Raw genomic sequence first — 24534 nt, forward strand, 5'->3', positions numbered from 1 at the left:
TATAAAACAATTAGATCCCTTTGTTCGGTTTGAATAACACTTGTTTAATACGATTTGAATTCTTATAAAAAGAAAGGCTGTTCCTTATACGGGTGACAGCCTTTCTTTTTATAAGAAAAGGTACTAATATCCCATATTACTGTTTAAATTTGCCTTTTCGATTCATAAATATATACATGTCAGATCTTGAAGTTAAATTCAACCCGAAAATAGCTGCTGAACGGTTAAAAGAAGTAATCAAACGTACTCCATTAATATACAATTCCAGACTATCCGTTAAATACGATTGTGAAGTGTATCTCAAAAGAGAGGATTTGCAAATAGTACGATCTTATAAGCTCAGAGGAGCCTACAATATGATCGTTCAACTTTCTGAAGAGCAGCTATCAAAGGGTGTGGTATGTGCTAGTGCGGGAAATCATGCTCAAGGCGTTGCTTTCTCTTGCAGAAAGCTAAATACACGTGGCGTAATTTTCATGCCTGAAATAACACCCAAACAGAAGCTTGACCAAACAAGAATGTTTGGAGACGGAATGGTTGAAATCATTTTGGTGGGAGATACTTTTGATGACTGCCTTCGGGAAGCATTGATCTATACCAAAGACCATGACATGAATTTCATACCCCCATTTGATAATTATAACATCATTGAAGGTCAGGGAACAGTAGGGGTAGAAATCATGCAGGATCTTGAAGATGCAGAGGTAATATTGATACCTATTGGCGGAGGGGGACTAGCTGCCGGCTCCGGGAGCTACTTCAAACAGAAAAACCCTGCTATTAAACTTTGGGGAGTTGAACCACAGGGTGCACCTTCCATGACTAAGGCCTTCGAGAATGGAGGTCCTGTAACCTTAGATGAGATAAACAATTTCGTTGATGGTGCCTCTGTGAAGCGTGTGGGAGAACTAACTTATTCGATCTGTAAAGAAGTACTGGATGGTATCATTTTAGTGCCCGAAGGAAAGGTTTGTACCACCATATTACAACTTTACAACCAGGATGCCATTGTTGCCGAGCCTGCGGGGGCATTATCTGTCGCTGCCCTTGATCTTTGCAAGGACCAGATTAAAGGTAAAAAAGTAGTTTGTATTATCAGCGGAGGGAATAATGATATTGAACGCATGCAAGAGATAAAAGAGCTTTCCTTGTTATATGAAGGGCTCAAACATTACTTTGTGATCCGTTTCCCACAACGTCCGGGTGCTTTGAAGTTATTTGTCAATCATGTATTAGGTTCAACAGATGATATTACTCGTTTTGAATTTATAAAAAAAACACAAAGAGAGTTTGGACCAGCATTAGTAGGAATTGAACTTAAATCTAATGATGATTATGCTTCACTTATCCAAAGAATGGAGGCACATCGATTTGATTATAAAGAGATTAATAGAGACAAAACATTATTTGAATATCTGGTATAGCTTAATATCTATCATTATGAATTCAATACTCATAAAAACGAGTCAGTTCTGCTTGTATCCAACTCCCCTTTTTATATTTGCCCGGACTTTGGCTTAATGCACGTAAAATGACTCCTTGGTACTCTAACACCACCTCCTCATAGAATCCTTTAAAAAGGCATTCTTTAATGAAACAGTTAAGTCCACGGTCATTAAATACAATCCATTCCGGATAAATGACAACATTATCCTTTTCAGAGAAGATGCCTACTATGGCGGCGTCTTCTGAAGGAAGCACATTACAGTTTGTTAATAATGTTGCTGTATATAGTTCTTTTGGATGATTATATAAATCATAGGGACTACCCTCCTCTACTAATTTCCCATCTTTAATAATCACCATGTTATCAGCGAGAGACAGACCATCAAGAGGATCATGAGAAACCAGTACGACCGTGATACCCAAATAGGTAGCCATGCGTCGAATATCGGCTCTTAACTCATTCTTAAACATGGCATCTACCTGGCTAAATGGTTCATCTAACAAGAGTACTTCCGGACCAGTAATGATTGCACGTGCTATAGCTACGCGTTGCTGCTCTCCTCCACTCAAATCTACTGCCCGCTTTTGAGCTAGATGATCAATTTTTAAAAACTCCATTACTTCAAAAGTTTTACGCTGCTTACCTTTAAGATCGGTATTGGATAACAATCCTGCTATGTTATCGTACACTTTTGCATAGATATTGAGATTAAAATCTTGAGCTACGGTTTTCATAGCATCATGTCCTGGAATGAGTTTTTCTGATGGACCAGCTACATGCTTTCCCTGATAATAAACTTCACCTGAATCAGGACTCATAAGTCCGGATATAAGCTTTATCAATGTACTCTTCCCACTTCCACTAGCACCAGCAATTACAGTTATTGTTCCTGTCTGTATCGTTAGATTAATTGATTCAACACCAGATAACGGTTGTGTATTATATAATTTTGTAACGTGCTTGAGCTCAATAGCAGGTTGATTTATCATGTGCAATATGAATTAAAAAACCCTGCGGTCCTTGATCAGGAATTAGCAGGGTGACTAAGTATTTTTAAATATAAATAAAAATCAAGCTTTTAACGTATTAAAGCAGATAAGCCTAAACAAATTTGGTTATCTGTTTCTTAGCTCATTGATTAAAACCCTAAGGATACCCCAAAGGACATATTTTGTAAACCTTCCTGAGCCGGACTATTCTCAAACATATCGTTAAAGTAATATTTTGCAAATAAACCTGTTCCTCCATAACCTATTCGGGCAAAAGCGCCATACCTGAATGTGGCAAAATGGTAGTTATCATTGAATTTCTGTTTACCATTCTCACTGCTTTTTTGCTTGACTTTTCCATTAAGTAAAAATCCCATATCAGGACCAGCTATTAATCTGAATTTGTTTCCACGATTATCATCCTTTGATCTCCATTCAAAAGATAGCGGTAATCGAATATAAGTAGAAGAAAATCTATTTTTGTCAAACTCAACGTCAGAGACCTCATAAGCTAATACGGGAGAATTCCTACTCATTGTAATATTCTTTTTTAAACGTATAAGCGTCCAATCAAAGCCAGCAGCTAAATATATTTTAAAGCTACTATTGAACCGATAGCCGAACTGTAAAAGATCAAATCCTACTGTAGTGGTTTTCCATCCGTTATATTCAAGAAAATTGTTAGCGTCAGAAAGTGTAAAACTTCCGTTATAGACTAATTTGGAAAACCCTAAATCAAATCGGGATAACGTTAGTCCATATATAACGCCAGGAGCCTTTCTGTGTGTACGTATTGACTTCGAACTATCACTATCATTTTTACCAATGGACCATTCAAATCTTACATTTTTACTCTTTTTAATTACTGTTGTATCGGAATTAGAAGAGGATCTTGTTATAGTTGAATCAGAACTAGAAGAGTATTTTATTGTTGTATCAGGTTTGAACGATGCAAATCCAGTTTGAATACATACAAGAAACAGGGAGAAGAGAACTAAAGGTTTCATAAATATTTGATTAATTAGATTTGATGTCATTTTGTTTTGCTCTTATTTTAATAAGGCCCAAATTAATTCCAGTTAGGGAAGATCCCTCATCATGATTGGAAAATTCTATAATTTTCTCGTCCCGATGATCAACATGGCGGACTACAAAGTTCACAAGGTCACCAATAGATCGAATTCCGGTTTGTTTATCCTGGTAATCAACGTCTGTAGTTTGCTCATTATTTATTCTCCGGGGATTTATCTCCTTGAGAACACTAGGGTCATGCATCGCAATGAAGGAGGGAATAGAGGCAATAACTACAGTTTCTTCCTTTAATATTACAACAGGAGGTAATATTACAACAGGATTTTCCACGTTTACTTCAGTTAATAAGGGTAAATTCTTTATGTTATCAGCGATTGCTTTTCCTGTTATCTTGTATGATTTTAAGCGTTTATCTTTTTCTACACGCATGGATGCAAGTCTATTAAGAAATACAATTCCTTTGAGTCTACCTACTGAACCACGCTTTGCTTTTACCGGAATAACAGGTTCCTTATATTCAGTGGAAGGCTGAATTGAAGCCTGAAGTTTTATAGGTTCTTTTCCTGGAATCAGTACTAAACTTAAAACAAAAAGTAAAGAGATACTTGCAGCTACAAGCCATATTAATGGTATTCTCTTTTTATTTTTTACTGGCAAACTGATATCACTGGATATTTTTGCCCAAACCTTTTGTGAAGGCACAAGTTCAATATCTTCCAGTCTATCTTTAAACAACTTATCAAAGTCGTTATCTGTTTGTGTTTTCATAATTTATCCCCTCCGTTTTAGCCAATTTCCCTTTTAATATCGTGCGCGCTCTTGACAACTGTGATTTAGATGCACCCTCTGATATCCCTAATTGCTCAGCAATTTCCTTATGTGAATAGCCTTCTATGGCATACAGATTAAATACCAATCTATATCCAGCAGACAATTCCTGTATCATTGCTAACAAGTCTTTCACTTCCAAACCATCCATATTAAACATTTGCTGAGGTGCATCATGTACATCAGCCAAGTCTACAATATTTAAATGTTTCTGCTCTTTCCGGTAAACTTCAATAGCCGTATTTAAGATTACCCGCCTTATCCATCCCTCAAAGGAGCCTTCTTCTCTGAAGTCTTTCACTTTTTTAAACACTTTGACGAATCCAAGTTGCAGCATATCTTCAGCTTGAAATTGATCCCTGGCATAACGCATACATACCCCAAGCATTTTGGAAGCCATCAACTTATATAAAAGTTCCTGGGTATGTGGATCTTCTTGCCTGCAACCATCCAGTAGGTCTAAAATAAGTACTTGATGACTAGCTTTCATGTTATTAAAATCTAGATGACCATTTGGCAACAAAGGTTGCATGAGGAGGACTATTTATTTCCCAATAGTCTAAACTCCTGCTTGTAGACCAAAAATAGGGAATGATGAAAGTCAAATGATTTAGAAGCATTATTGCCCAAATCAAATGCAGGTTCTACCCGGAAATCAAGGTATAAATTAGGAACAAGTTTCTTTTTGTAAACATATCTAACCAAAAGCAGTTCTCGAATTTTCTCTGTATAACCTTCGTTGCCTACGTTGTAAGAAACAGATTGATAAAGAGGCATTCCTGCTGATGAGATATACGAATTACCATGCCAATAGGAGAAGATAAGGTCTCCGAATTTACTTTCAACTCCTGCATTAAGAAACAAACCCTTGCCACTATTATACGCCTGGAGGTGAGTAGAGGAGTGATCAATATATTTAACCAAGTAATTCTCTGTAAATACAGACTGGAAAACCTTTCCTAGTTTATAATTGAACTTTAAACCAGCGGCACCATTAATTATGGTCTTTAAAGGGGCGTCTATGGTATCAATCTGCCCTCCCTGATGAAAAGCGAGTACTTGTAAGGGAAGTGTTAATTTTGCCCGGACAGATTTAAATAAGCTGATATCTGCTGTTCCACCAGCAAACAATTGCTCTTGTTCGCCGGAATATTTATAGATCATATTATTCCAATTCAGGAATACATCCATAAAAAAAGAAGGCTTAGTAATCTGCAACTGCGTTCCATACTCAACTGGGTTCGTTATTTTGCGCTCCATATCAAATATTGGTTCTATATACCGGTGCTGGATATTTCCCTCTAAAACGCCATTTATAAATACCAAATCTTTATTTTGATATTTAATACTGAATAAAGGATAAGTTTTATAAATACCTTTCCCTCCAAAATCTTTACGCATATGGATACCTGCAGTCAGGACCAGTTTTGGATTAGCATAATAGACAAGCTGAGGTTCAAGTTGAGTACCGTATAGGGTATAACCATCCTGAAATTTACTAAAGAACTCATAGTTCCTTAAAAAATTAAAATTATGAATACTTAAATATAATTCACCAGTCCTTAAACTATCCGGACGAATTCTGTACTCCAATGAATCGTTCTTTATTTGAGCGCTTACAAACTGGGCTGAATGAATACAAAGGATCAGCAAAAGAAGCTTTTTCATGGGGTATTTCAGTAAGAGAATTCACCCATTGGATGTATTCCAGATTAATTTTTTAAACGGAAATATTTGTAAATCTTAACTGCTATCATAATTATGATCATGAATACAAAAAGGCCAACCAGACCATAGATCCAATTAAGCGCATTCTTTAATATGACTACAAAAACAATTGCAAAAAGAAGTAACGTTGCCACTTCATTCCAAACACGCAGTTGCATTGATGTCCATTTAAAGACTCCTTTCCTGAGTTGAAGCATGATTTTTTGACAAATGAAGTGGTAAACCAGCAAGCCAACTACAAAAGATAGTTTCACCCACATCCAGTCCATTTCCAAAAGGTAAGGGTTTAGATAAAGCATATATACTCCTGCCAACAATGAAATTAGCATTGCAGGCGTCGTAATTACATTCCAAAGTCGGCTTTCCATAAGCTCAAACTGGGGATGAAGGACAATTCTCTCCTGCTCGGTTTTATCATTAGCTTCTATATGATAGATGAATAACCGTACGATATAGAATAGCCCTGCCATCCAGCAGATGACAAAAATGATGTGAATAGCTTTTACATATAAATACAACAAAGGATTGAATTTTAAGTATTAGTAAGTTCATTTTTGATTACGTCAACTGCATACTTGACATGGTCAAAAGGAATATCCGGCATTATACCATGACCAAGGTTGAATATAAAACCATTCTCTCCCTTCATCCGCTCATGCAATTTAAGAATTCGCTCGCGAATTACTTTTTTATCCGCATATAAAATATGCGGATCAAGGTTGCCTTGAACGGCTATACCGGCAGGAAGCATCTTCTTAATATCAAGTAAATCAGCATTCCAATCCACAGAAATCACATCAGGCTTTGCTTCCGCCATCATAGAAGCGAAAACCGAACTTCCCTTACAGAAAGAAATAACCGGAATATCTTTGCGGTTTAAACCAGCAAGAATCCTCACGTTATATTGATGAGCAAATTCTCTATAATCATCCCATGAAAGAGCAAGTGCCCAACTATCAAATAGCTGAACAGCATTTACACCTGCTTCTATTTGCATATTCAAATAGGTAATAGTTACATCAGCTATTTTATTTAACAACTGATGAGCCAATTCAGGTTGATTATGAATCATCAACTTGGTGAGTTTAAAATCTTTTGATGACCCTCCTTCCACTAAATAGCTCATCACGGTAAAAGGTGCTCCTGCAAAACCAATTAAAGGAATTGATCCATCAAGTCTTTGTTGAATGACTTTAATTGCTTCAGGGACATATTGAAGCTTTTCTGATACATCAGTTGTTAACCTTTCTACATCTTGTTTTAAACGAACAGGATTTGCAAAACGGGGACCAACCCCTTGTGTAAAGCTTAAGTCGCCTCCCATCGCTTCAGCGGTGACCAGTATATCAGAGAAAAGAATTGCAGCATCGACACCCAATAGGTTTACTGGTAACATCGTTACATCAGCAGCTATTTCGGGCGTTTTGCACATTTCAAGAAAGGAATATTTGTTTTTGATTTCCCAGTACTCTTTCATAAAACGTCCAGCCTGACGCATCATCCAAATAGGAGGACGTTCAGTTGGTAGGGAAAATGCTGCCTTAATAAATAACGAGTCTTTTTGTTTATTGCTCAAATCTTTTTTGTATTTCTTTCTCAATTTTTAATATAATATCCTTCACTCTTGAACTTGTTTTTAGTTCTCGAGCCTTGACAAGATATGCTTCGGCGCGATCAGACTCATGCTTTCGAAGGCTAAGATTAGCCAAGTGCACCATCACGTACGCTTTATCATTTCCATTTCTCAAGGGAAAACGGCTAGCAATTTGAAAATGCCTTTCAGCTTCTTCATAATTGAGACGCTTTAATTCAATGTTGCCATAAATAAATTCGTAATAACCTCTTCTTTTCGCCCTTAAGCGCTCCGGATATTTAATCTCTTGCAGTAACTTTTCCGTTTTGTCATAGTCATTTCGCTGAAACGATCGGGCAGCCAATACGACAGTACCATCTCTTAAGTAACTAATAATCAAAAGTAAGATCCCTAAAGCAACTAAAGCTGATGCTTGATATTCTTGCTTTGTAATCGTCCAGGCAAGCAATACAACAGCTAAAGCGATCAGAATAAAGCGGACCTTATTTGTGATCATTCTTAATGACTTTCTGTAAACTTATAACCGACTCCTCTTATAGAATGGAAGTATATAGGATTCTTTTGATCCGGCTCAAAATACTTTCTAAAAGTCAGGATAAAGTTATCGATTGTCCGGGTAGATGGATATACATCATAATTCCACACCGTTTCGAGAATTTGTTCACGCGATACTGCTTCATTTCTTCTTTCAATAAGAAGCTTAAGCAACATGGTTTCCTTTTTAGTAAGAGGAGTCACTGACCCATCATCATTCCTAAGTTCGAATGAATTAAAGTAGATCGTTTTATCTCCAATTTTATAAGTGTTCAATTCCTTCTTGTCATCGCCGGTTAAACCACGCTTCACCAAGTTGTTCACACGAAGTATTAACTCTTCCAAATTAAATGGCTTCACCAAATAATCATCGGCACCTTTTTTAAGTCCGTTGATCTTGTCTTCATTGGTATTTTTTGCGGTAAGAAACATAATAGGAACTTCCGTATTCTCCAGTCTAATTGTTTCCGCAACCTGAAATCCATCAATTTCAGGAAGCATCACATCCAGTAAGATCAAATTAAATCGCTCTTCTTTGAAAATTTTCAACGCTTTCTTTCCATCAATTGCTGTGGTTACTTTGTAACCTTCAAGCTCAAGATTAAGCTTTATTGCTTCAAGAAGATGTTCTTCATCCTCTACTAATAAAATTCTTTGTTTAGTGGCCATCTGTGTTAAATGTTACTTCGAAAATACTTCCGGCAGGCCGGTTATTCTTCACTTTAATAAATGCCAGATGCCTATCCAGCACCTGTTTTACAATGTATAAACCAAGACCAGTCCCTTTAGTTTTACGTGTATCTTCACTTCCTACACGATAAAACTTTTCAAAGATGCGAATCTTCTCTTCATCCTTAATACCAATACCTTTATCTGCCACAGTGAGGCTCACTTCCAGGGGCATTCGCTTCAATTCAACTTTAATTTCTTCACAGGGCGGAGAGTACTTTACTGCATTTTCAATCAGATTTGAGACTACCAGTGTAAGTGCAAAACGATCACCTGTAATAAAAATATCAGGCTCTATATTGAGATTAATAATCTGAGAACTACAGGTATGGATCTGAAGTCGGCTCGCTACATTCCTGATTACTTCAGTAAGGTTAAATTTCTCCTTAGGAAACGAATAAGAATGATTATCAATTCGTGTGGCAAGAAGCATATTTTCAACCAGGTCATCCAGTCTTTCAATATCCTTTAAGGAATTATTCAAAAAAGAATGAATCTGTTCCTTATCCAGATTCCGTTTTAAAATGGTCTGAATATATAATTTAATAGATGCCAAAGGCGATTTTAACTCATGCGTAACCGACAATAAAAAGTTTTTTTGCTGTTCCTTCAGCATCCTTTCTTTGTTCAAGGTCTTATGAAGATGATAAGCTCCAGTTAAAAAAAGAAAAAGAAAAACAGCGCCCTCTCCAAGGATCATTGCCTGACGTTCAGGCTGAACTTCTATTAGCAGTACTCCCCACCAGATAAGCTCTGCTAGCGCATAAATAATTAAAGCATAAAATATGATCAGAGATTTACGCATATTCTTTTAAAAATACAATATCCAGACTATCAAATATAGCTTTTTTTGCTTTGTCGAGATCAGCTGCAGTATGCGCAGCCGAAACAAATCCTATTTCATAACCTGAGGGACCCAAGTAGACTCCCCTGTTCAATAATTCGCGATGCATCACCTTAAAATACACCATACTTGATGCATCAATTTCTGCAGCAGCCTGAATATTTTGATCTGTAAACGCAAACCAAAACATGGATCCTACAGTAAACACTTTAAACTTATAACCTCTTTTATTTGCAAATTCTTGTATAGCCTCAACAAATTCAGCTGCTTTTGCATTCAGCTTTTCATAAAAATCAGGTTTTAATAATTGGGATAACTGACCTACCCCGGCAGCCATAGCTACGGGATTCCCAGACAGTGTTCCTGCCTGATAAACAGACCCCTCTGGAGAAACATGTCCCATTATTTTAGCAGATGAACCGTAAGCACCTACCGGCATACCACCACCAATAATCTTACCATAAGTAATTATATCAGGGTTTACCTCATAATAGGCAGCAGCTCCTTCAAACCCTAATCTGAAACCTGTAATTACTTCATCAAAAATAAGCAATGACTGATTCTCCTTTGATATTTCTCTTAAAAACTGAATGTATTCCTTGGTCTGGATTAATAACCCATTGTTAGCAGGAATTCCTTCAATTATAATGGCAGCAATTTGTCCGGGAAACTGATCAAAGGCTGCCTTTACAGCATGTTTATCGTTTAAAGGAATCACAATAGTTTCATCAGCAAATCCTTTAGGCACTCCGGCAGAAGATGTTTCTCCAAAAGTAACTAAACCTGAACCTGCTTTTACTAATAGCGAATCAACATGTCCATGGTAGCAACCATCAAATTTCAGGATCTTATCCCGCTTGGTATAACCCCTTGCCAGTCGGATAGCAGACATCACAGCCTCTGTACCTGAGCTTACAAAACGCAACTTTTCAATCTTTTTATTATTTGATAAAATTAGAGAGGCCAGGTCATTCTCCAGTTCAGTGGGTGCTCCAAAACTCATTCCATTATCAATCGCTTGTAACACATGATCTTTTACAACCGGGTTATTATGTCCCAAAATCAATGGTCCCCATGAACAACAGAAATCTACAAATTGGTTTCCATCAGCATCCCAAACCGTACAACCATCTCCTTTTTTAATAAAAAGGGGGGTGCCAAACACTGATTTAAATGCCCTCACAGGTGAATTTACTCCTCCCGGAAAATAGCGCAAAGCTTTTTCATATAGTGCAGCTGATTGCGTTCTGCTAATATCCGGCAAACTTGTCGTATTTATAGGTTGTTCATGGAATGTTGAAAAATCAGACATAATGAAATTTTTAATTTTTAAATCCAATTGTTAAGTAGAACCTCTTTAGAATGATAAGACAAAATAGCGGTCGCTCCAGCCCTACGGATACTAGTCAAAACCTCAGTTATAGCACGCTGTTCGTCTAACCATCCATTTTGAACAGCAGCCTTGATCATCGAATATTCACCACTAACATTATAAGCCGCTATCGGCAGATCCGAATGATCTTTTAGCAACTTAATTACATCCAGGTAAGGCAATGCAGGTTTTACCATAAGAAAATCCGCACCTTCCTGCTCATCAAGAGTAGCTTCTATCAACGCTTCACGCTGATTTGACGGATCCATTTGATAGGATTTTTTATCTCCAGACTTAGGCGCTGATCCTAATGCATCGCGGAAAGGTCCATAAAATGCACTGGCATATTTCGCACAGTACGACATCAAGGAGACATTGGTGAATCCATTTTCATCCAGTACCTGGCGGATATATCCAATTCTACCATCCATCATATCGGATGGAGCAATGATATCAGCACCTGCCTGAGCATGTGCCAGAGCCATTTTTCCCAATACTTCTAGTGTTTCATCATTAAGAATGACACCATTTTCTATTATACCATCATGACCATCTGAACTATAAGGATCCATTGCCACATCAGTAACGACACATGCTTCAGGGAAATAGTGTTTAACCTCAGAGATTGCCTTGAGATATAAAGAACCTTCCCGGTAACTTTCAGTAGCGTATTTATCTTTTAAAGAATCATCAATGCGCGGGAAAAGATCAAAAGATTTTAAGCCAAGCTTCATGCAGCTCTCTACTTCCCTTAATAAATTATCTACGGAATAACGGAAGATCCCCGGCATAGAAGAGATCTCCGTTTTCTGGTTGATCCCATCTATTATAAAAAGAGGAAATATTAGGTTTGATGCCGACAAATGAGTTTCTTTAACCATCTGACGAATGACTTCACTTTTTCTATTTCTTCTTGGTCTTTGTAACATAGTTTTTATTTATTATAGCCCGAATACGGCTTCAGACAAACCCAATTCATCTGGCGAATAGGGCAAAGTATAACTTACACCCATTTCATCAAATTTCTTTCCTGTTGATCGGCCAATACATATAACCTTTTGTTCGGGTTCTATTAAATTATCCTCAAAATAAGCTTCTACATTGGACGGACTTGTAAATATCAACACATCTGCATGTGATTGTTCTACTTTTTCTTCTAAAACAGTTTCATAGATCGGCAAATCAATGATTCGGGTACCCTCGGGTAACATTTGCTGAATGGTACGCAAAGATCCTTTTGCTCCAGGAAACAAAATCTTAGAGCCTCCTGCAATACTGGCAAATTCTTTGGCAATCTCTGTGGTGTGAATGCCTTCTTCCTCTCCGTTAAAATGCGGTACTTTTCCAAACCGTCTAAGTGTTTCTTCAGATGCTCGTCCTAAAACACCAAACCTGGTCTTCTTAGACAACTGTGGATCTAAATTAAAAAAATATTCAATCGCATTTTTACTACTAAAAAATATCCAGTCTACATCACGTAAAATATAAGGATCCAGCTTATTAATAATGGGAAAGGTACGGATCAATGAGCGGCCATCAATTGAAATCCCATTAGCCTCCATTGCTTTTCTGAAATAACTATATTCAGAGATTTCACGGGTTATAAATACTTTTGAAGGATATTTACGCTGTTTGGAAAACTTGGCAACGATTCGTTCGGCTAAGCCATCTGCGGTATCGGATTCAATAAAGAGCCTGCTTGGAAATGAATCCCCTTCGTCAGCTTTAGAAGTCCAAACCTGAAATTTACCATTTTCTTTTCTACAAAAACAGCCTAGCGGCATATGGCAACCTCCATTAAATAAGTTAAGTACCTTCCGCTCCACTGCAATAACTTCCGCAACGTCTGCATGATGCAACCCTTGAAGTAAATCATATAAATCCTGATTGCCCTCGCGAATTTGAATGGCCAATACTCCTTGTGCCGGAGATGGAATAAATTCTGTCGGATCAATTTCTTCTACATGAAACTCACTCAAATCAATTCCAAGGCGAAATACCCCCGCTTTAGCAATGATAATGGCATCATAGTCCTCGTCCCTTAATTTCTGTATCCGCGTAGGGACATTTCCCCGAAGGTCTTCAATTTCTAAGTCAGGGCGTACAGCAAGTAATTGTGCCTTTCTACGATTAGATGAGGTACCAACCATGCCGCCATACTTTACGGATAGCTTTTGTTTGATATCGACACAATCCTTTAATATTAACAGAAGTTCATGAGGATCTTCGCGTTCAGATACCGCTGCGATGATTAATCCAGCAGGATGTTGAGTAGGTAAGTCTTTATGTGAATGAACAGCTATATCAATAGAGTTATCGAGCAGCCCTTCTTCTAATTCTTTAGTAAAGAACCCCTTACCTTCCAGTTTATCCAATCGTAAATTAAGGATCTTGTCTCCCTGAGTTTTAATAATTTTAAGATCCGCTTCTACACCTAGCTCTAAAAGCCTATCTTTTACAAAATTCGCTTGCCAGAGAGCAAGCTCACTTCCCCGTGTTCCAATGATAAGTTTTCTATCCAAAATAAAATTAGCCTTTTTGCAAAAATAAAGAATATTGCATTTGCTTTACAAGGATGAAGCAAATTAACTATTATTAACCAAAATTTCTTTTGCCATAACCATAGGAACACTGATATATTTCTTTTCCATGTAATTGATAACACGTTCTAAAACTTCCCTCGAATTACTATCTAGTTGTCCTATATCATCAGCAAAAACCGAGTCCACAGCCATCCTTCTAATTTCTTTAATCTTAATTGGAACATCACGCATGGCAAGCTCAATACGCCGTTGTCGTAGTATAGGTTTGAATTCGTTTATATTTTGTTCTATAATTACTTCTGCATGAACCAACTCTTGATAACGCTCCTGCATATTTTGATTAGCTACTTCCTGTAAACTTCTTACTTCTATAAAAGTAACCGGATTGTTTGAAATAACATCAGGGTCTGTATCATTGGGTATAGCGAGATCTACAATCACCTTTTTATCCGTTTCTCCATTCAAAAGAGATTGATATATCGAATTGGTAATAATTGGTTCAGTGCAACTAGTGCAAGTAATAATTACATCAAATCCTTTCTTATAGTTTTTTAACTCCTCCAAACTGTATGCTTCTCCCTGCAATTCTTTTGCTAAATCTTCTGCTTTAGACAGGGTACGATTAAACACAGAAAAATTGGAGTATTTATGCTTTTGAAGATATTTAGATATATTCTTATTAGTTTCTCCTGCCCCGATAATAAGGATCCGGGAGTTAGCACACATGTTCAGATCGCGTAGCTTACGGTATGCAAGAGATACAACTGAGATCGGATTTTTGGAAATATTCGTATCCGTATAAACCTGTTTGGCGGTTTTAACAACCTGACCCATGATCATGCGAAGATAGTCGCCCGTAAATCCTGCTTCTCTGCATTGTTCATAAGCTTTACGTACCTGAGAAAGAATTTCTTTCTCCCCTACAACAAGACTTTCCAATGAACAGGAAATACGCAAAAGATGATTAAACGCATCTTGATCCTCGTAGAACTTGACTTTACTAATAAAATCTTCCATCTTGTCTTCTGGGATACAGAAGTCCAACGATGATATAAATTCCCTTATAAAAGAAAGACTGATAGTTTGCGATGCACAAAATACAAATTCAACCCTATTACAGGTGCCGATATAGAAGATTTCTGGAATGTCAAACTTTTGCCTGACAAAGTCTAATTTGCCAATCAGAGACTGATTGCAAATTACTAATTTTCCTAGATCCTGTAGATCAATCTGCTGATGTGTAAATGCTAAAACTTTTAATTGTTTCAACTCTGAGTATGTTTAAAAAACCTTCAACAAATGTATCAATACGGCCTTAAGCGGCTGTCATTCCTTTGTAAAACAGAGGTATTTAGATCGTTTATAAATAAGAGCAAGCTAAAATCTTCAAATATTAAAGAATTCAACCAATTGCGAATCAGCAATATACAGCAACAAACAACTAAATAATACAATCAAGCTCGCTATCAAATAATAAAAACATCATTTATTAACCTACTGTTTAACCAATATTCAATATATTACAGCTTATTCTCTTACCATGAAAATACAAAAAACTCATATACCAGGATCAGAAAACAAAGCAATACATATAGATTACATCCTGAATGATCAAATTGAAAATGCCCCTATGATCATATTCGTTCATGGATTTAAAGGCTTTAAAGACTGGGGCACTCATCATTTAGTCGCTGACTATTTTGCTAATAACGGCTTTAGCTTCCTCAAATTCAACTTCTCCCACAATGGAATGAGCAAAGAAGATATTGATGTATTCGATGATCTGGAATCTTTTGGTCACAATACCTTTAGCAAAGAACTTAAAGATTTGGACGAAGTCATTACCTATGCAAAAAGTGGAGAGTCCTTCCCTGTACCTTCCCGGATCATTTTAATTGGCCATAGTATGGGTGGGGGTATTAGCATTCTCCAAACGTTCGAAGATAAACGTGTTGACAAACTGGTAACTTGGGCTTCAATAAGTAATTTCCGTGGACTATGGAATATGGATCAGGAAAAATCCTGGAAAAAAAATGGTGCCATTTATATGGACAACTCACGTACCCATCAGCAAATGCCCTTGTATTCCGTAATCTTAGAAGACCTGGATAAAAATACGGAAAAGCTAGACATCTTAAATGCAGCAAGATCACTGACTCAGCCATGGCTCATTGTGCAGGGTGAATCAGATACAACTGTAAAATTGGAGCAAGCTCAATTACTACAACGACAACATCCGGATAGCTGGTTAATTATTGTGGAAAATGCAGATCATGTGTTTAATGCCCGACATCCATGGTCATCTGATGAGTTACCTGTTGAATTAAAAAAAGCATGTGACACGACATTGTCGTTTTTAAAAGACTATTAAAATCAGATTTTCATTAATGACTCAATTTAAACGGTGCAATGTATAGGTTAATCGTTAACGTCTACGTCATTAACAGATTTACCTAAACAGTGAGAAGATCGTTTTTAGGTATTGAATTGTGATTGTTTATTATATTTATGGATGAATTAAACCTTTCATGGTATTTTAGATGTTATAATAGCCAATAATGTTATTTATTATATGGATGAATTTAAACCTCTTTGGGTAAAATAAGTCTCAAAAAGATATCCTTTAACTTTGATAGAGCGCATAAAGCACTAAAAATGCAGCAAATTGACGACGCAGTAATACTTCAAAAATTCGCAGATGAGCGAACAAGGGATGAAGCATTCAGCCTATTAATTAATAAGTATCAGCAAAAGATCTATTGGCATGTGAGGCGACTGGTAATTAATCATGATGACGCCGATGATCTTGTACAAGATGCTTTTATAAAAGTATGGAAGAATCTGGCAACTTTTAGAAATGATTCACAGCTTTATACCTGGATTTACCGGATTGCAACCAACGAATGTCTTACTTTTCTAAACAAGAAAAAGAAACAGAACAACATTCCTCTAGAGGAAGTGGCTTACGATCTAGTAGACTCTTTGAAAGAAGGCTCCTACTTTAATGGCAATCAGGCAGAACTTAAGTTACAACAAGCGTTGCTTACCCTTCCAGAAAAACAGCGCCTTGTATTTAATATGAAATATTTTGATGATTTAAAATATGAAGAGATCTCTCAAATATTAGGTACAAGCGTTGGTGGCCTTAAAGCATCATTCCATCACGCGGTGAAGAAAATTGAAAACTTTTTATTAAATATTGATTAAACCTTTAGGTATAAAAATAATCAGAATTATATAATGGATTTAGATAACACGAACGGGGATTGGGAAAAACAAGCACCAGAGCTTGCTGCAACAGGCAGAAGAAATCCTTATACTGTTCCCACTGACTATTTCAATGAAATGCAACAACAGCTATCCAGCAGAATAAAGCTGGAGTTATTGTATGGCACTGACTCTGCCGAGATATTTGAAGTTCCCGACCAATATTTCGAAGAGTTAGAAGGCAATATCCTTACTTCCATCAAAGCAGATCAATTTAAAGACAGCACCAAAGAAGACGGTTTTACTGTTCCTGAAGGGTACTTCAATTCTTTGCAAGCTTCTATTCAGCAAAAAATATCAAATCAAACTAGCATAAAAGAAGTTAAGATAAGACGACTAGTTCCATCCTGGTTAAGCTATGCAGCAGCTGCCTGCCTCATTATATCGATTTCTACTGGTTTGTATTTTTATCAAAAACAGACCTCTTCTATCGAAACAAAGTTAGCATACATGCCCGATGATGCAATTATAGATTACCTGCTTATCAACAGTGACTCAGGTGATTTACCAGTCATAATTGATAATTCAAATAGTACATCAGCAGTAAACTCAGAACTTGGTATCCCTGATGCAGAGATCGAAGAATATCTGGAGACCACTCTTTAAACATACTCAAATGAAACATTATTTAATATTTATATTATCCGTTTTTATATTAAGCACTTCAACTTACGCCCAATCAGGAAATCCAGAAAGACATCAACAAATGGAAGCGCTAAATGCTGAATACCTGACAAAAAATTTAAATCTAAACACACAAGAAGCACAAAGTTTCTGGCCAGTATATAACAACTACCGTAGGGAAATGAATAATCTTTTCCGTTCGCGACATGAGGCACGGAAACAAGCAAAAGAACAAGGAACCCCTGGTTCAGTAGATGGATTAAAATTTGAAACCCTGATATTAGATACTAAAAAGCGCTATTTAAAACAATTCTACGAAGTGCTGCCAAAAGCAAAAGCTGACCTTGTGTATCCAACAGAACGGGAATTTAGGGAACATCTGATCAATCAGCTTAAAGAAAGAAGAGAAAAAAGAGATTAGTTTTCATTGCATATATTCGGGGGTTAAAAAAAAGGTAATCTGGCTATTAAAAATTACGCAGATTATACCCACCTGAACCGCACCTTCTCCGCAGCTTTTCCGCTAGCTGGCAAGTTAATTGGGGAGGAACTGGAAATGAAATCAGAATTAAATCAATTTCATTTAATATTTTGATAGTTCATTTTGCGGCTTAAAAGAAAAGGGCTTTTGCTATAAAAACAATTAAGTATTAATCCTTCCGTTTTTCTTTTGATTAAATAGCACAACGACTTGATTTAAAACAAGGTTATTTCCGAATTTCTTAAAGGTATTGAATTTTCCAACATCGCTATAAAATTTATTGGTTTAAGAACAGATTACCTTTACAGTTCAAATCAAAAAGTTCAAAAATCTTTTTAACAATCAAGTAATTTAACTAACCAGCCTCCGCAATAACCATCAATTATAACATTAAGTCCATAGGCTTTTGTATTTTTGCACCATGCTCAGTTTACATCAATTATTTTTATTAAATAATGCTCAAACTTCTTTAAATCCCCGAATGCTCCAAATTGAAAGAGCAAAGGGTATTTATTTATACGGCCCGAATGATAAACCATATATTGATTTTGTTTCTGGCTTTGCAGTAAGTAATGTTGGTCATTGCCACCCCAAAGTGGTTCAGGCAATTAAAGATCAGGTTGACCGCTATATGCACCTTGCCGTTTATGGGGAGTACATCCAGTCGCCACAAGTTCTATATGCGGCTAAAATGGTATCTGTTCTTCCCGATAGCATCAATTCTGTATATTTTGTTAACTCTGGGGCCGAAGCCACAGAAGGTGCACTAAAACTTGCCAAACGGTTTACAGGAAGAAGTAAAATGATATCTTGTAATAATGCCTATCACGGAAGTACTCATGGTGCTTTAAGCGTAATGGGTAATGAATATTATAAAGAGGCCTATCGCCCCTTGCTGCCTGATGTCCATTTTATAGAATTTAATAAAATGGAAGACCTGCAATTGATTGACAAGGACACTGCCTGCATCATCATGGAGAGTATTCAGGGTGAAGCTGGTGTACGCGTTCCTGATAAAGCTTACATGCAAGCCTTGCGTAAACGCTGTGATGAAACAGGTGCTCTATTAATTCTGGATGAAATACAAACAGGTTTTGGTAGAACAGGTAAACTGTTTGCCTTTGAACATTATGATATAGTTCCTGATATTCTCTTATTAGCAAAAGGTATAGGTGGTGGAATGCCAATAGGTGCATTTTGTGCAAATAGGAAAGTGATGAGTGTTTTGGCGGAAAATCCAATCCTTGGCCATATTACTACTTTTGGAGGACATCCTGTATGTTGTGCAGCCGGACTGGCAACATTAGAAGCCCTCTTAGAAGAAGACATGTTAAATGGGATAGATGAAAAAGAAGCTCTTTTACGAAGCCTCTTAGTACATCCAGCTATTAAAGAAGTTCGAGGAAAGGGGCTCATGTTATGTATTCAGCTCGAAACTTTTAAACAAGTAGAAGACATCAGCAAACTTTGTATTGAAAATGGAGTGATTGTAGATTGGTTTTTACACTGTGATACAGCTCTTCGAATAGCTCCTCCTTTAATTATAACTCATGATGAGATTAAAAAAGCATGTAAAATCATTATAAGTGTGTTAAATAATTATCAATTTTAAACCTAAAAAGCAATTCCAGCACACTAAATACAAGATCTTATACAATAATCAACAATTTGCACATAATAAATCCAGATCAGAAGAGATTTCCAAAGAACTAATTACATATATTATTATTTAAGTTAATTTTTCTAAAAAGTTCGTAATAAAATTAATATTTTTATAAAAAAACGTTAAGGAATGAACGAATTGGATTTTTTAAAACAATATTCTCCTACTCCCAATACATGGGATGAAATGTTTAGTTCTAGTAGTGACATCAGGGCTCCGTATCAGAAGGTAATTGATTACTTATCTACTGAATCCGCTGAAAGTCTTACTAAAAAAGAGGAACTAGCAAAGAATCTTTTCATGAGTCAGGGTATAACCTTTACTGTGTATAATAGTGGAGAAGGAGTAGAAAAGATCTTTCCTTTCGATATTATACCGCGTATTATAACGGCTCAAGACTGGAACTTTATAGAAATAGGCATTAAACAAAGACTGAAAGCATTAAATACTTTTTTAAAAGATATTTATAGTAATATGTTTATTGTAAAAGATGGAATAGTGCCTGCTGACATCATTTATTCATGTCCGCACTTTCTTAGGGAGATGTATAACGTAAAAGTCCCGCATGATATTTACGTTCATATTGCAGGAATAGACTTGATTCGCGATTTCGACGGCACCTACTATGTACTGGAAGATAATTTGCGCACTCCCTCTGGAGTGAGTTACATGCTAGAAAACCGTGAGATTACTAAACGTCTTTTCCCTGATTTGCTTCCCCAATGTAAAGTTAGAAGTGTCACTCAATATCCAGAGATTTTATATAAAAATCTAATGGCAATCTCGCCAAGACAAATTTCGCATCCTACAATCGTCTTGCTTAGTCCAGGAAGTTACAATTCCGCCTACTTTGAACATACAACTCTCGCACGTTTAATGGGTGTAGAGCTCGTTGAAGGGCGTGATCTGCTAGTAGAGAATCACAAAGTCTATATGAAAACAACGAACGGCCGTCAGCAGGTAGACGTTATTTATCGTAGAGTAGATGATGAATACCTTGACCCTCTGGTGTTTAACCCGGACAGTATATTGGGTGTAGCAGGAATCATGAGTGCATATAAAAAGGGAAATGTAGCCATAGTAAATGCTGTAGGAAATGGAGTAGCTGATGATAAAGCCATTTACTCCTATGTTCCTCAGATGATCAAATACTACTTGAATGAAGAACCTTTGCTAAAAAATGTACCTACTTTTCAACTCGGTAATAAAGAAGAGAAGGAGTATGTTTTTTCTAATATTCAAAATATGGTTGTTAAACGCACTAATGGTAGCGGAGGTTATGGCATGTTAATGGGACACGTAGCCACTGACGAAGAAATTCACGATTACCAGGCTGAAATCAATAAAGACCCGCGCCAATTTATTGCACAACCTACAATAAGTTTGTCTGCAGCTCCTTGTTTTATTAATAAAGCACTACATCCCCGAAGGATTGACCTGCGCCCTTTTGCTTTATGCGGACCGGATGGAATAGAAATAGTTCCCGGAGGCTTAACCCGCGTAGCTCTTAAAGAAGGATCACTGGTAGTTAACAGTTCACAAGGTGGTGGAAGCAAAGACACCTGGGTACTGGCATCTTAAATTTAAAATCATACAGCATGTTAAGCAGAGTTGCCTCAAATTTATATTGGTTAAGTCGATACCTGGAAAGAAGCGATGGTATTTTAAGAATATTAAAAATCAATTACGCTTCGTCACAGGATGCTCTACATGAGTTTTCATGGCGACCTCTAATTCAAATTTATCATTCTCCCAACGAAGAAATCATCAATAAGATTGAATTCAATAGCAGGGACGTATTGCAATATATGATAACTGGTCGCGATAATCCTAACTCAATCATTAACATTATTACACTTGCCAGGGAAAATGCTAGAAGTGTGCAGGACCATCTTACCAAAGATTTATGGCAATGCCTCAATGAATATTACCACTTGGTTAAAGATAAACGTCTTATTGCTACGCTGAAAAAGGGTGACCCGGTATCTGTTCTGGATGAACTGATCAAACAGGTAATGCTCTATTATGGAATTGCAGAAGTGACCATGGAAAGGGGAGAAGGAAGAAGCTTTATGAATATTGGTAAATATTTGGAAAGAAGTATTCAGTCAACTGATATATTGGATGTCAAGTTTAAAACGGCGAATAGTGACCCTGATCTATTAACAGGCACATCTTATCTTCGCTACTTGTTGCTTTCTTTAGGTGCCTATGACTTATATTTAAAAACATACCGACAGGGTTTTGATCCTGAAAATGTACTGGAGCTAGTTGTACTTAACAATGATTTCCCTCGTTCAGTAATGTATTCTGTCAATAATATTCACCGTTATTTTGAACGCTTAAAACACAATAAGGACATTATTGAATCCAAAGAACTATCTTTTATGATAGGACGGCTGCAAAGTACAATCAAGTACAGCACGGTAGCCTCAATTACAAACAGAGGATTACATCCTTATTTGTCGCAAGTCAAGAAAGATCTTTTTGGTATAGGAAATGCCTTAGATCTTAATTACTTTGCTTATGCATAACCTATAATTATTTTTTATGCCAGAATTTAAAATAAAGCACTTAACTCAATATACTTACCAGAGCCCAGTTAGAGATAGTGCTAACCAGATTATACTTTTTCCAGTAAACGATGCCTACCAGGAAGTTCAAATGCAGGATTTAAAAATCAGTGGTGACCCATCCGTTTATATGTCAAAAGATTATTATGGCAACGATGTAGGGAATTTCAGTTATAGTAGTCCGCATTCCGAACTTATTATTCTTTCTAAAACCGTAGTAAACACACGTAACAAACCACTGCCCTTTGATAGCTTACCAATTGATCTGCAATGGGAAAAGCTAAAAGCTTTACGTACAAACATAAATTTTATTGATTTTCTAAATCAGGACATTTTTGAAGGAATTAAAGAATTGCAAGATGTAGTTCATGCAAGTCAACCTTCTACATTGAGCCCATATAATAATGCCTTAAACTATTGTGATTATGTGTTTCAAAACTTCAATTATATTCCAGGAATTACTACGGTAGAAACGACCTCTGCAGTTATTCTGCAATTAAAAGCAGGAGTATGTCAGGACTTTGCACATATTCTGTTAGTCATGTTAAGACTTGCCTGCATTCCCGCTAGATATGTGAGTGGATATATTTGTCCTCATAAAAACGGTATGAGAGGTGAGGGAGCTACTCACGCATGGGTAGAAGCTTATCTCCCGGATTACGGATGGCTTGGTCTCGATCCTACTAATAACTGCATAGCCAATGAAACCCATGTTAGATTAGCCGTAGGAAGAAATTTTACTGATTGTTCACCTGTTAAAGGAGTCTATAAAGGCCTTCCTCAACATCTTATGGAAGTATCAGTTACGGTTTCTTATGAGGATGATGATACAATAAGTGAAGAAATTCCAAATGTAGTAATAGAAAAGGCACAAAGCGATCTTTGGGATAACAGCTATAGAAGACATGAAGATCTGATGCAGCAACAACAAGAACAGCAACAGCAGTAAAATACACGCTTCAGTATCTTGCGTTTCAAAAGAAACATACTACTTACTTATAATTAAAAGAAAAGAGGGTGAAGCACTAATGCAATACCTTTTTTCCCTTTGATTCCGCTTTTTTATATCGAGTGGATCCAACTAAATTTATAATCCAAAGAAGGACTTTTCATGCGGTCTGCAATTCTTAACAATCGGTTAGGAAGTTTCATCACATAGTCTCTAGCCTTCTCACCTGATTCATTAAGACCTTGCAAACTTTCCAATTCCCATTCGTTAATCAGTTGATTTAAAATATCTACATAATCCAAAGCCGTATACACCCCTAAACGTTGTGCAGCATCTGCAAAATGCGTAAATGTTTCACCAGCCTTCTTCCCTAGCTCACGAAGGAAATGCGCAGGCATCACAATTTTCTTTTTCATCATATCTTCAAAGGCAATCATTACTTCATTAGGATCAACCTTTATAATTTGAGATATAAAATCAGTATAAGCACGAGCATGACGCGCTTCGTCTGCAGCAATAACACCACACATTTTTGAAAGTAGCGTATCACCATTCTTCTTAGATTGGGAAGCAACTCTTCGATGTGAGACATTGGTTGCTAGCTCCTGAAAGCTTGTATAAATAAAATTGCGATAAGGGTCATGATCCGTCCCAATATCGAAACCATCTGCTAATAGGTATTGAGTGGAGATCTCGAGCTGACGCATGTTTACCCTGCCAGACAAGTATAAATACTTATTTAAAAGATCACCATGACGGTTTTCTTCTGATGTCCAGTGCCGAAGCCATTTCATCCAACCACCTTCTTCACTTTTAGATACACCCTCAACAACAGCTAACCACGATTCATAAGTGGGTAATGCCTCTTCGGTAATAGTATCCCCTATTAAAACAGCAATCAAATCATAAGGAAGTCCTTCTGCACTTTGACGTAGTTCTTTTACTTTATGAAAAAAATTATCATCAGTAGAATCAGGTAAAAAATCGGAAGGCTGCCAAATTGTATCAATAGGTTTGAGATAATTAAACATATTATCCAGCATGTACTTTTCAATATGCTGCATTACTTCTCTTCTAGCTCCTATATTGAAGTCCATTGTTCGGGGTTTATATCAAATCAAAGATACAAATATTAGATGTTCAAACCTAGATATAACAATGTATAACAAGTAATTCGCGAATCGATTAGGTACAAAAACCTTATAAATCTGTATTACAGAGGCAACATTCAGTAATACATGGAGGAGTCTATACTCTATTCTTCTTGTATTTCTGAAATGTATATGAGCCTACACTCAAACCCGTATAAACGCAAAAAAGCCCGGTAGTACTGAAAC

Annotated in this window: 24 protein-coding genes; 9 read left to right on the top strand and 15 right to left on the bottom strand. The window is 36.7% G+C overall.

What is annotated here, in order from left to right:
* The first annotated feature begins 176 nt into the window (after positions 1-176).
* Positions 177-1424 carry a threonine ammonia-lyase IlvA gene (ilvA, locus tag BFL47_RS16450; RefSeq protein ID WP_069660888.1) on the top strand — a complete coding sequence of 416 codons (1248 nt, stop codon included), beginning with the start codon at positions 177-179 and terminating at the stop codon, positions 1422-1424.
* Between the two features lie 22 nt (positions 1425-1446).
* Here the strand turns inward: ilvA and BFL47_RS16455 are convergent, their stop codons facing one another.
* The 14 genes from BFL47_RS16455 to hemA all read right to left on the bottom strand — a co-directional run bounded on the left by BFL47_RS16455 (position 1447) and on the right by hemA (position 14909).
* A complete protein-coding gene (locus BFL47_RS16455; protein ID WP_069660889.1) occupies positions 1447-2436 on the bottom strand; it encodes an ABC transporter ATP-binding protein in 990 nt (329 codons plus the stop codon).
* Positions 2437-2585: 149 nt separating this feature from the next.
* Positions 2586-3443 (bottom strand): outer membrane beta-barrel protein, encoded by an 858-nt coding sequence (locus tag BFL47_RS16460; RefSeq protein WP_069660908.1) that lies wholly within the window; start codon positions 3441-3443, stop codon positions 2586-2588.
* Positions 3444-3453: 10 nt separating this feature from the next.
* On the bottom strand, positions 3454-4236 hold the full coding sequence (locus BFL47_RS16465) for a hypothetical protein (protein WP_069660890.1): 783 nt from the start codon (positions 4234-4236) through the stop codon (positions 3454-3456).
* The gene (locus tag BFL47_RS16470) at positions 4217-4786 is read right to left on the bottom strand and encodes an RNA polymerase sigma factor (protein ID WP_069660891.1); all 570 of its coding nucleotides are present in this window, start codon (positions 4784-4786) and stop codon (positions 4217-4219) included. The genes BFL47_RS16465 and BFL47_RS16470 overlap by 20 nt, the downstream gene beginning before the upstream one ends.
* Before the next feature lie 50 nt (positions 4787-4836).
* Complete coding sequence (locus BFL47_RS16475) at positions 4837-5964, bottom strand: hypothetical protein (RefSeq protein ID WP_069660892.1); 1128 nt, start codon at positions 5962-5964, stop codon at positions 4837-4839.
* Between the two features lie 44 nt (positions 5965-6008).
* Positions 6009-6542: a CopD family protein gene (locus tag BFL47_RS16480; protein ID WP_170827343.1), complete on the bottom strand. Its 534-nt coding sequence runs from the start codon at positions 6540-6542 to the stop codon at positions 6009-6011.
* 14 nt (positions 6543-6556) lie between these two features.
* Positions 6557-7600, bottom strand: a complete 1044-nt coding sequence (gene hemE / locus BFL47_RS16485; RefSeq protein WP_069660909.1) for a uroporphyrinogen decarboxylase — start codon at positions 7598-7600, stop codon at positions 6557-6559.
* Positions 7590-8114, bottom strand: a complete 525-nt coding sequence (locus tag BFL47_RS16490) for a tetratricopeptide repeat protein (protein WP_083257236.1) — start codon at positions 8112-8114, stop codon at positions 7590-7592. The genes hemE and BFL47_RS16490 overlap by 11 nt, the downstream gene beginning before the upstream one ends.
* A 2-nt stretch (positions 8115-8116) precedes the next feature.
* On the bottom strand, positions 8117-8821 hold the full coding sequence (locus BFL47_RS16495; RefSeq protein ID WP_016197529.1) for a response regulator transcription factor: 705 nt from the start codon (positions 8819-8821) through the stop codon (positions 8117-8119).
* A complete protein-coding gene (locus BFL47_RS16500) occupies positions 8811-9686 on the bottom strand; it encodes a sensor histidine kinase (protein WP_069660894.1) in 876 nt (291 codons plus the stop codon). The genes BFL47_RS16495 and BFL47_RS16500 overlap by 11 nt, the downstream gene beginning before the upstream one ends.
* Positions 9679-11037, bottom strand: a complete 1359-nt coding sequence (gene hemL / locus BFL47_RS16505; RefSeq protein ID WP_170827342.1) for a glutamate-1-semialdehyde 2,1-aminomutase — start codon at positions 11035-11037, stop codon at positions 9679-9681. Before hemL ends, BFL47_RS16500 begins: the two co-directional genes overlap by 8 nt.
* Positions 11038-11054: 17 nt before the next feature.
* Complete coding sequence (gene hemB / locus BFL47_RS16510) at positions 11055-12026, bottom strand: porphobilinogen synthase (protein WP_069660895.1); 972 nt, start codon at positions 12024-12026, stop codon at positions 11055-11057.
* A gap of 12 nt (positions 12027-12038) precedes the next feature.
* A complete protein-coding gene (gene hemC / locus BFL47_RS16515; RefSeq protein WP_069660896.1) occupies positions 12039-13619 on the bottom strand; it encodes a hydroxymethylbilane synthase in 1581 nt (526 codons plus the stop codon).
* A 63-nt stretch (positions 13620-13682) separates the two neighbouring features.
* On the bottom strand, positions 13683-14909 hold the full coding sequence (gene hemA, locus BFL47_RS16520; protein ID WP_069660897.1) for a glutamyl-tRNA reductase: 1227 nt from the start codon (positions 14907-14909) through the stop codon (positions 13683-13685).
* Positions 14910-15180: 271 nt separating this feature from the next.
* Between hemA and BFL47_RS16525 the strand changes: the two genes are divergently transcribed.
* The 8 genes from BFL47_RS16525 to BFL47_RS16560 all read left to right on the top strand — a co-directional run bounded on the left by BFL47_RS16525 (position 15181) and on the right by BFL47_RS16560 (position 23197).
* The gene (locus BFL47_RS16525) at positions 15181-16011 is read left to right on the top strand and encodes an alpha/beta hydrolase family protein (RefSeq protein WP_069660898.1); all 831 of its coding nucleotides are present in this window, start codon (positions 15181-15183) and stop codon (positions 16009-16011) included.
* Positions 16012-16295: 284 nt separating this feature from the next.
* Positions 16296-16847 carry an RNA polymerase sigma factor gene (locus BFL47_RS16530; RefSeq protein ID WP_069660899.1) on the top strand — a complete coding sequence of 184 codons (552 nt, stop codon included), beginning with the start codon at positions 16296-16298 and terminating at the stop codon, positions 16845-16847.
* 33 nt (positions 16848-16880) lie between these two features.
* On the top strand, positions 16881-17513 hold the full coding sequence (locus BFL47_RS16535; protein ID WP_069660900.1) for a hypothetical protein: 633 nt from the start codon (positions 16881-16883) through the stop codon (positions 17511-17513).
* A 10-nt stretch (positions 17514-17523) separates the two neighbouring features.
* The gene (locus BFL47_RS16540; RefSeq protein WP_069660901.1) at positions 17524-17952 is read left to right on the top strand and encodes a hypothetical protein; all 429 of its coding nucleotides are present in this window, start codon (positions 17524-17526) and stop codon (positions 17950-17952) included.
* A gap of 541 nt (positions 17953-18493) precedes the next feature.
* Positions 18494-19624: an aspartate aminotransferase family protein gene (locus BFL47_RS16545; RefSeq protein WP_083257239.1), complete on the top strand. Its 1131-nt coding sequence runs from the start codon at positions 18494-18496 to the stop codon at positions 19622-19624.
* 180 nt (positions 19625-19804) lie between these two features.
* Complete coding sequence (locus tag BFL47_RS16550; RefSeq protein ID WP_069660903.1) at positions 19805-21256, top strand: circularly permuted type 2 ATP-grasp protein; 1452 nt, start codon at positions 19805-19807, stop codon at positions 21254-21256.
* A gap of 17 nt (positions 21257-21273) precedes the next feature.
* On the top strand, positions 21274-22209 hold the full coding sequence (locus BFL47_RS16555; RefSeq protein ID WP_069660904.1) for an alpha-E domain-containing protein: 936 nt from the start codon (positions 21274-21276) through the stop codon (positions 22207-22209).
* Positions 22210-22225: 16 nt separating this feature from the next.
* Positions 22226-23197: a transglutaminase family protein gene (locus BFL47_RS16560; RefSeq protein ID WP_069660905.1), complete on the top strand. Its 972-nt coding sequence runs from the start codon at positions 22226-22228 to the stop codon at positions 23195-23197.
* Positions 23198-23310: 113 nt separating this feature from the next.
* Here BFL47_RS16560 and BFL47_RS16565 read toward each other — a convergent pair whose 3' ends face one another.
* On the bottom strand, positions 23311-24294 hold the full coding sequence (locus BFL47_RS16565) for an acyl-ACP desaturase (protein WP_069660906.1): 984 nt from the start codon (positions 24292-24294) through the stop codon (positions 23311-23313).
* Positions 24295-24534 lie beyond the last annotated feature (240 nt).

It is taken from the genome of Arcticibacter eurypsychrophilus, assembly GCF_001730525.1.
Taxonomy (GTDB): Bacteria; Bacteroidota; Bacteroidia; order Sphingobacteriales; family Sphingobacteriaceae; genus Arcticibacter; species Arcticibacter eurypsychrophilus.

Excerpts from the sequence above, each read along its gene's own strand:
- ilvA (WP_069660888.1), top strand. The coding sequence starts at position 177 with ATGTCAGATCTTGAAGTTAAATTCAACCCGAAAATAGCTGCTGAACGG.
- BFL47_RS16455 (WP_069660889.1), bottom strand. The coding sequence starts at position 2,436 with ATGATAAATCAACCTGCTATTGAGCTCAAGCACGTTACAAAATTATAT.
- BFL47_RS16460 (WP_069660908.1), bottom strand. The coding sequence starts at position 3,443 with ATGAAACCTTTAGTTCTCTTCTCCCTGTTTCTTGTATGTATTCAAACT.
- BFL47_RS16465 (WP_069660890.1), bottom strand. The coding sequence starts at position 4,236 with ATGAAAACACAAACAGATAACGACTTTGATAAGTTGTTTAAAGATAGA.
- BFL47_RS16470 (WP_069660891.1), bottom strand. The coding sequence starts at position 4,786 with ATGAAAGCTAGTCATCAAGTACTTATTTTAGACCTACTGGATGGTTGC.
- BFL47_RS16475 (WP_069660892.1), bottom strand. The coding sequence starts at position 5,964 with ATGAAAAAGCTTCTTTTGCTGATCCTTTGTATTCATTCAGCCCAGTTT.
- BFL47_RS16490 (WP_083257236.1), bottom strand. The coding sequence starts at position 8,114 with ATGATCACAAATAAGGTCCGCTTTATTCTGATCGCTTTAGCTGTTGTA.
- BFL47_RS16495 (WP_016197529.1), bottom strand. The coding sequence starts at position 8,821 with ATGGCCACTAAACAAAGAATTTTATTAGTAGAGGATGAAGAACATCTT.
- BFL47_RS16500 (WP_069660894.1), bottom strand. The coding sequence starts at position 9,686 with ATGCGTAAATCTCTGATCATATTTTATGCTTTAATTATTTATGCGCTA.
- hemL (WP_170827342.1), bottom strand. The coding sequence starts at position 11,037 with ATGTCTGATTTTTCAACATTCCATGAACAACCTATAAATACGACAAGT.
- hemB (WP_069660895.1), bottom strand. The coding sequence starts at position 12,026 with ATGTTACAAAGACCAAGAAGAAATAGAAAAAGTGAAGTCATTCGTCAG.
- BFL47_RS16525 (WP_069660898.1), top strand. The coding sequence starts at position 15,181 with ATGAAAATACAAAAAACTCATATACCAGGATCAGAAAACAAAGCAATA.
- BFL47_RS16530 (WP_069660899.1), top strand. The coding sequence starts at position 16,296 with ATGCAGCAAATTGACGACGCAGTAATACTTCAAAAATTCGCAGATGAG.
- BFL47_RS16535 (WP_069660900.1), top strand. The coding sequence starts at position 16,881 with ATGGATTTAGATAACACGAACGGGGATTGGGAAAAACAAGCACCAGAG.
- BFL47_RS16540 (WP_069660901.1), top strand. The coding sequence starts at position 17,524 with ATGAAACATTATTTAATATTTATATTATCCGTTTTTATATTAAGCACT.
- BFL47_RS16545 (WP_083257239.1), top strand. The coding sequence starts at position 18,494 with ATGCTCCAAATTGAAAGAGCAAAGGGTATTTATTTATACGGCCCGAAT.
- BFL47_RS16550 (WP_069660903.1), top strand. The coding sequence starts at position 19,805 with ATGAACGAATTGGATTTTTTAAAACAATATTCTCCTACTCCCAATACA.
- BFL47_RS16555 (WP_069660904.1), top strand. The coding sequence starts at position 21,274 with ATGTTAAGCAGAGTTGCCTCAAATTTATATTGGTTAAGTCGATACCTG.
- BFL47_RS16560 (WP_069660905.1), top strand. The coding sequence starts at position 22,226 with ATGCCAGAATTTAAAATAAAGCACTTAACTCAATATACTTACCAGAGC.
- BFL47_RS16565 (WP_069660906.1), bottom strand. The coding sequence starts at position 24,294 with ATGGACTTCAATATAGGAGCTAGAAGAGAAGTAATGCAGCATATTGAA.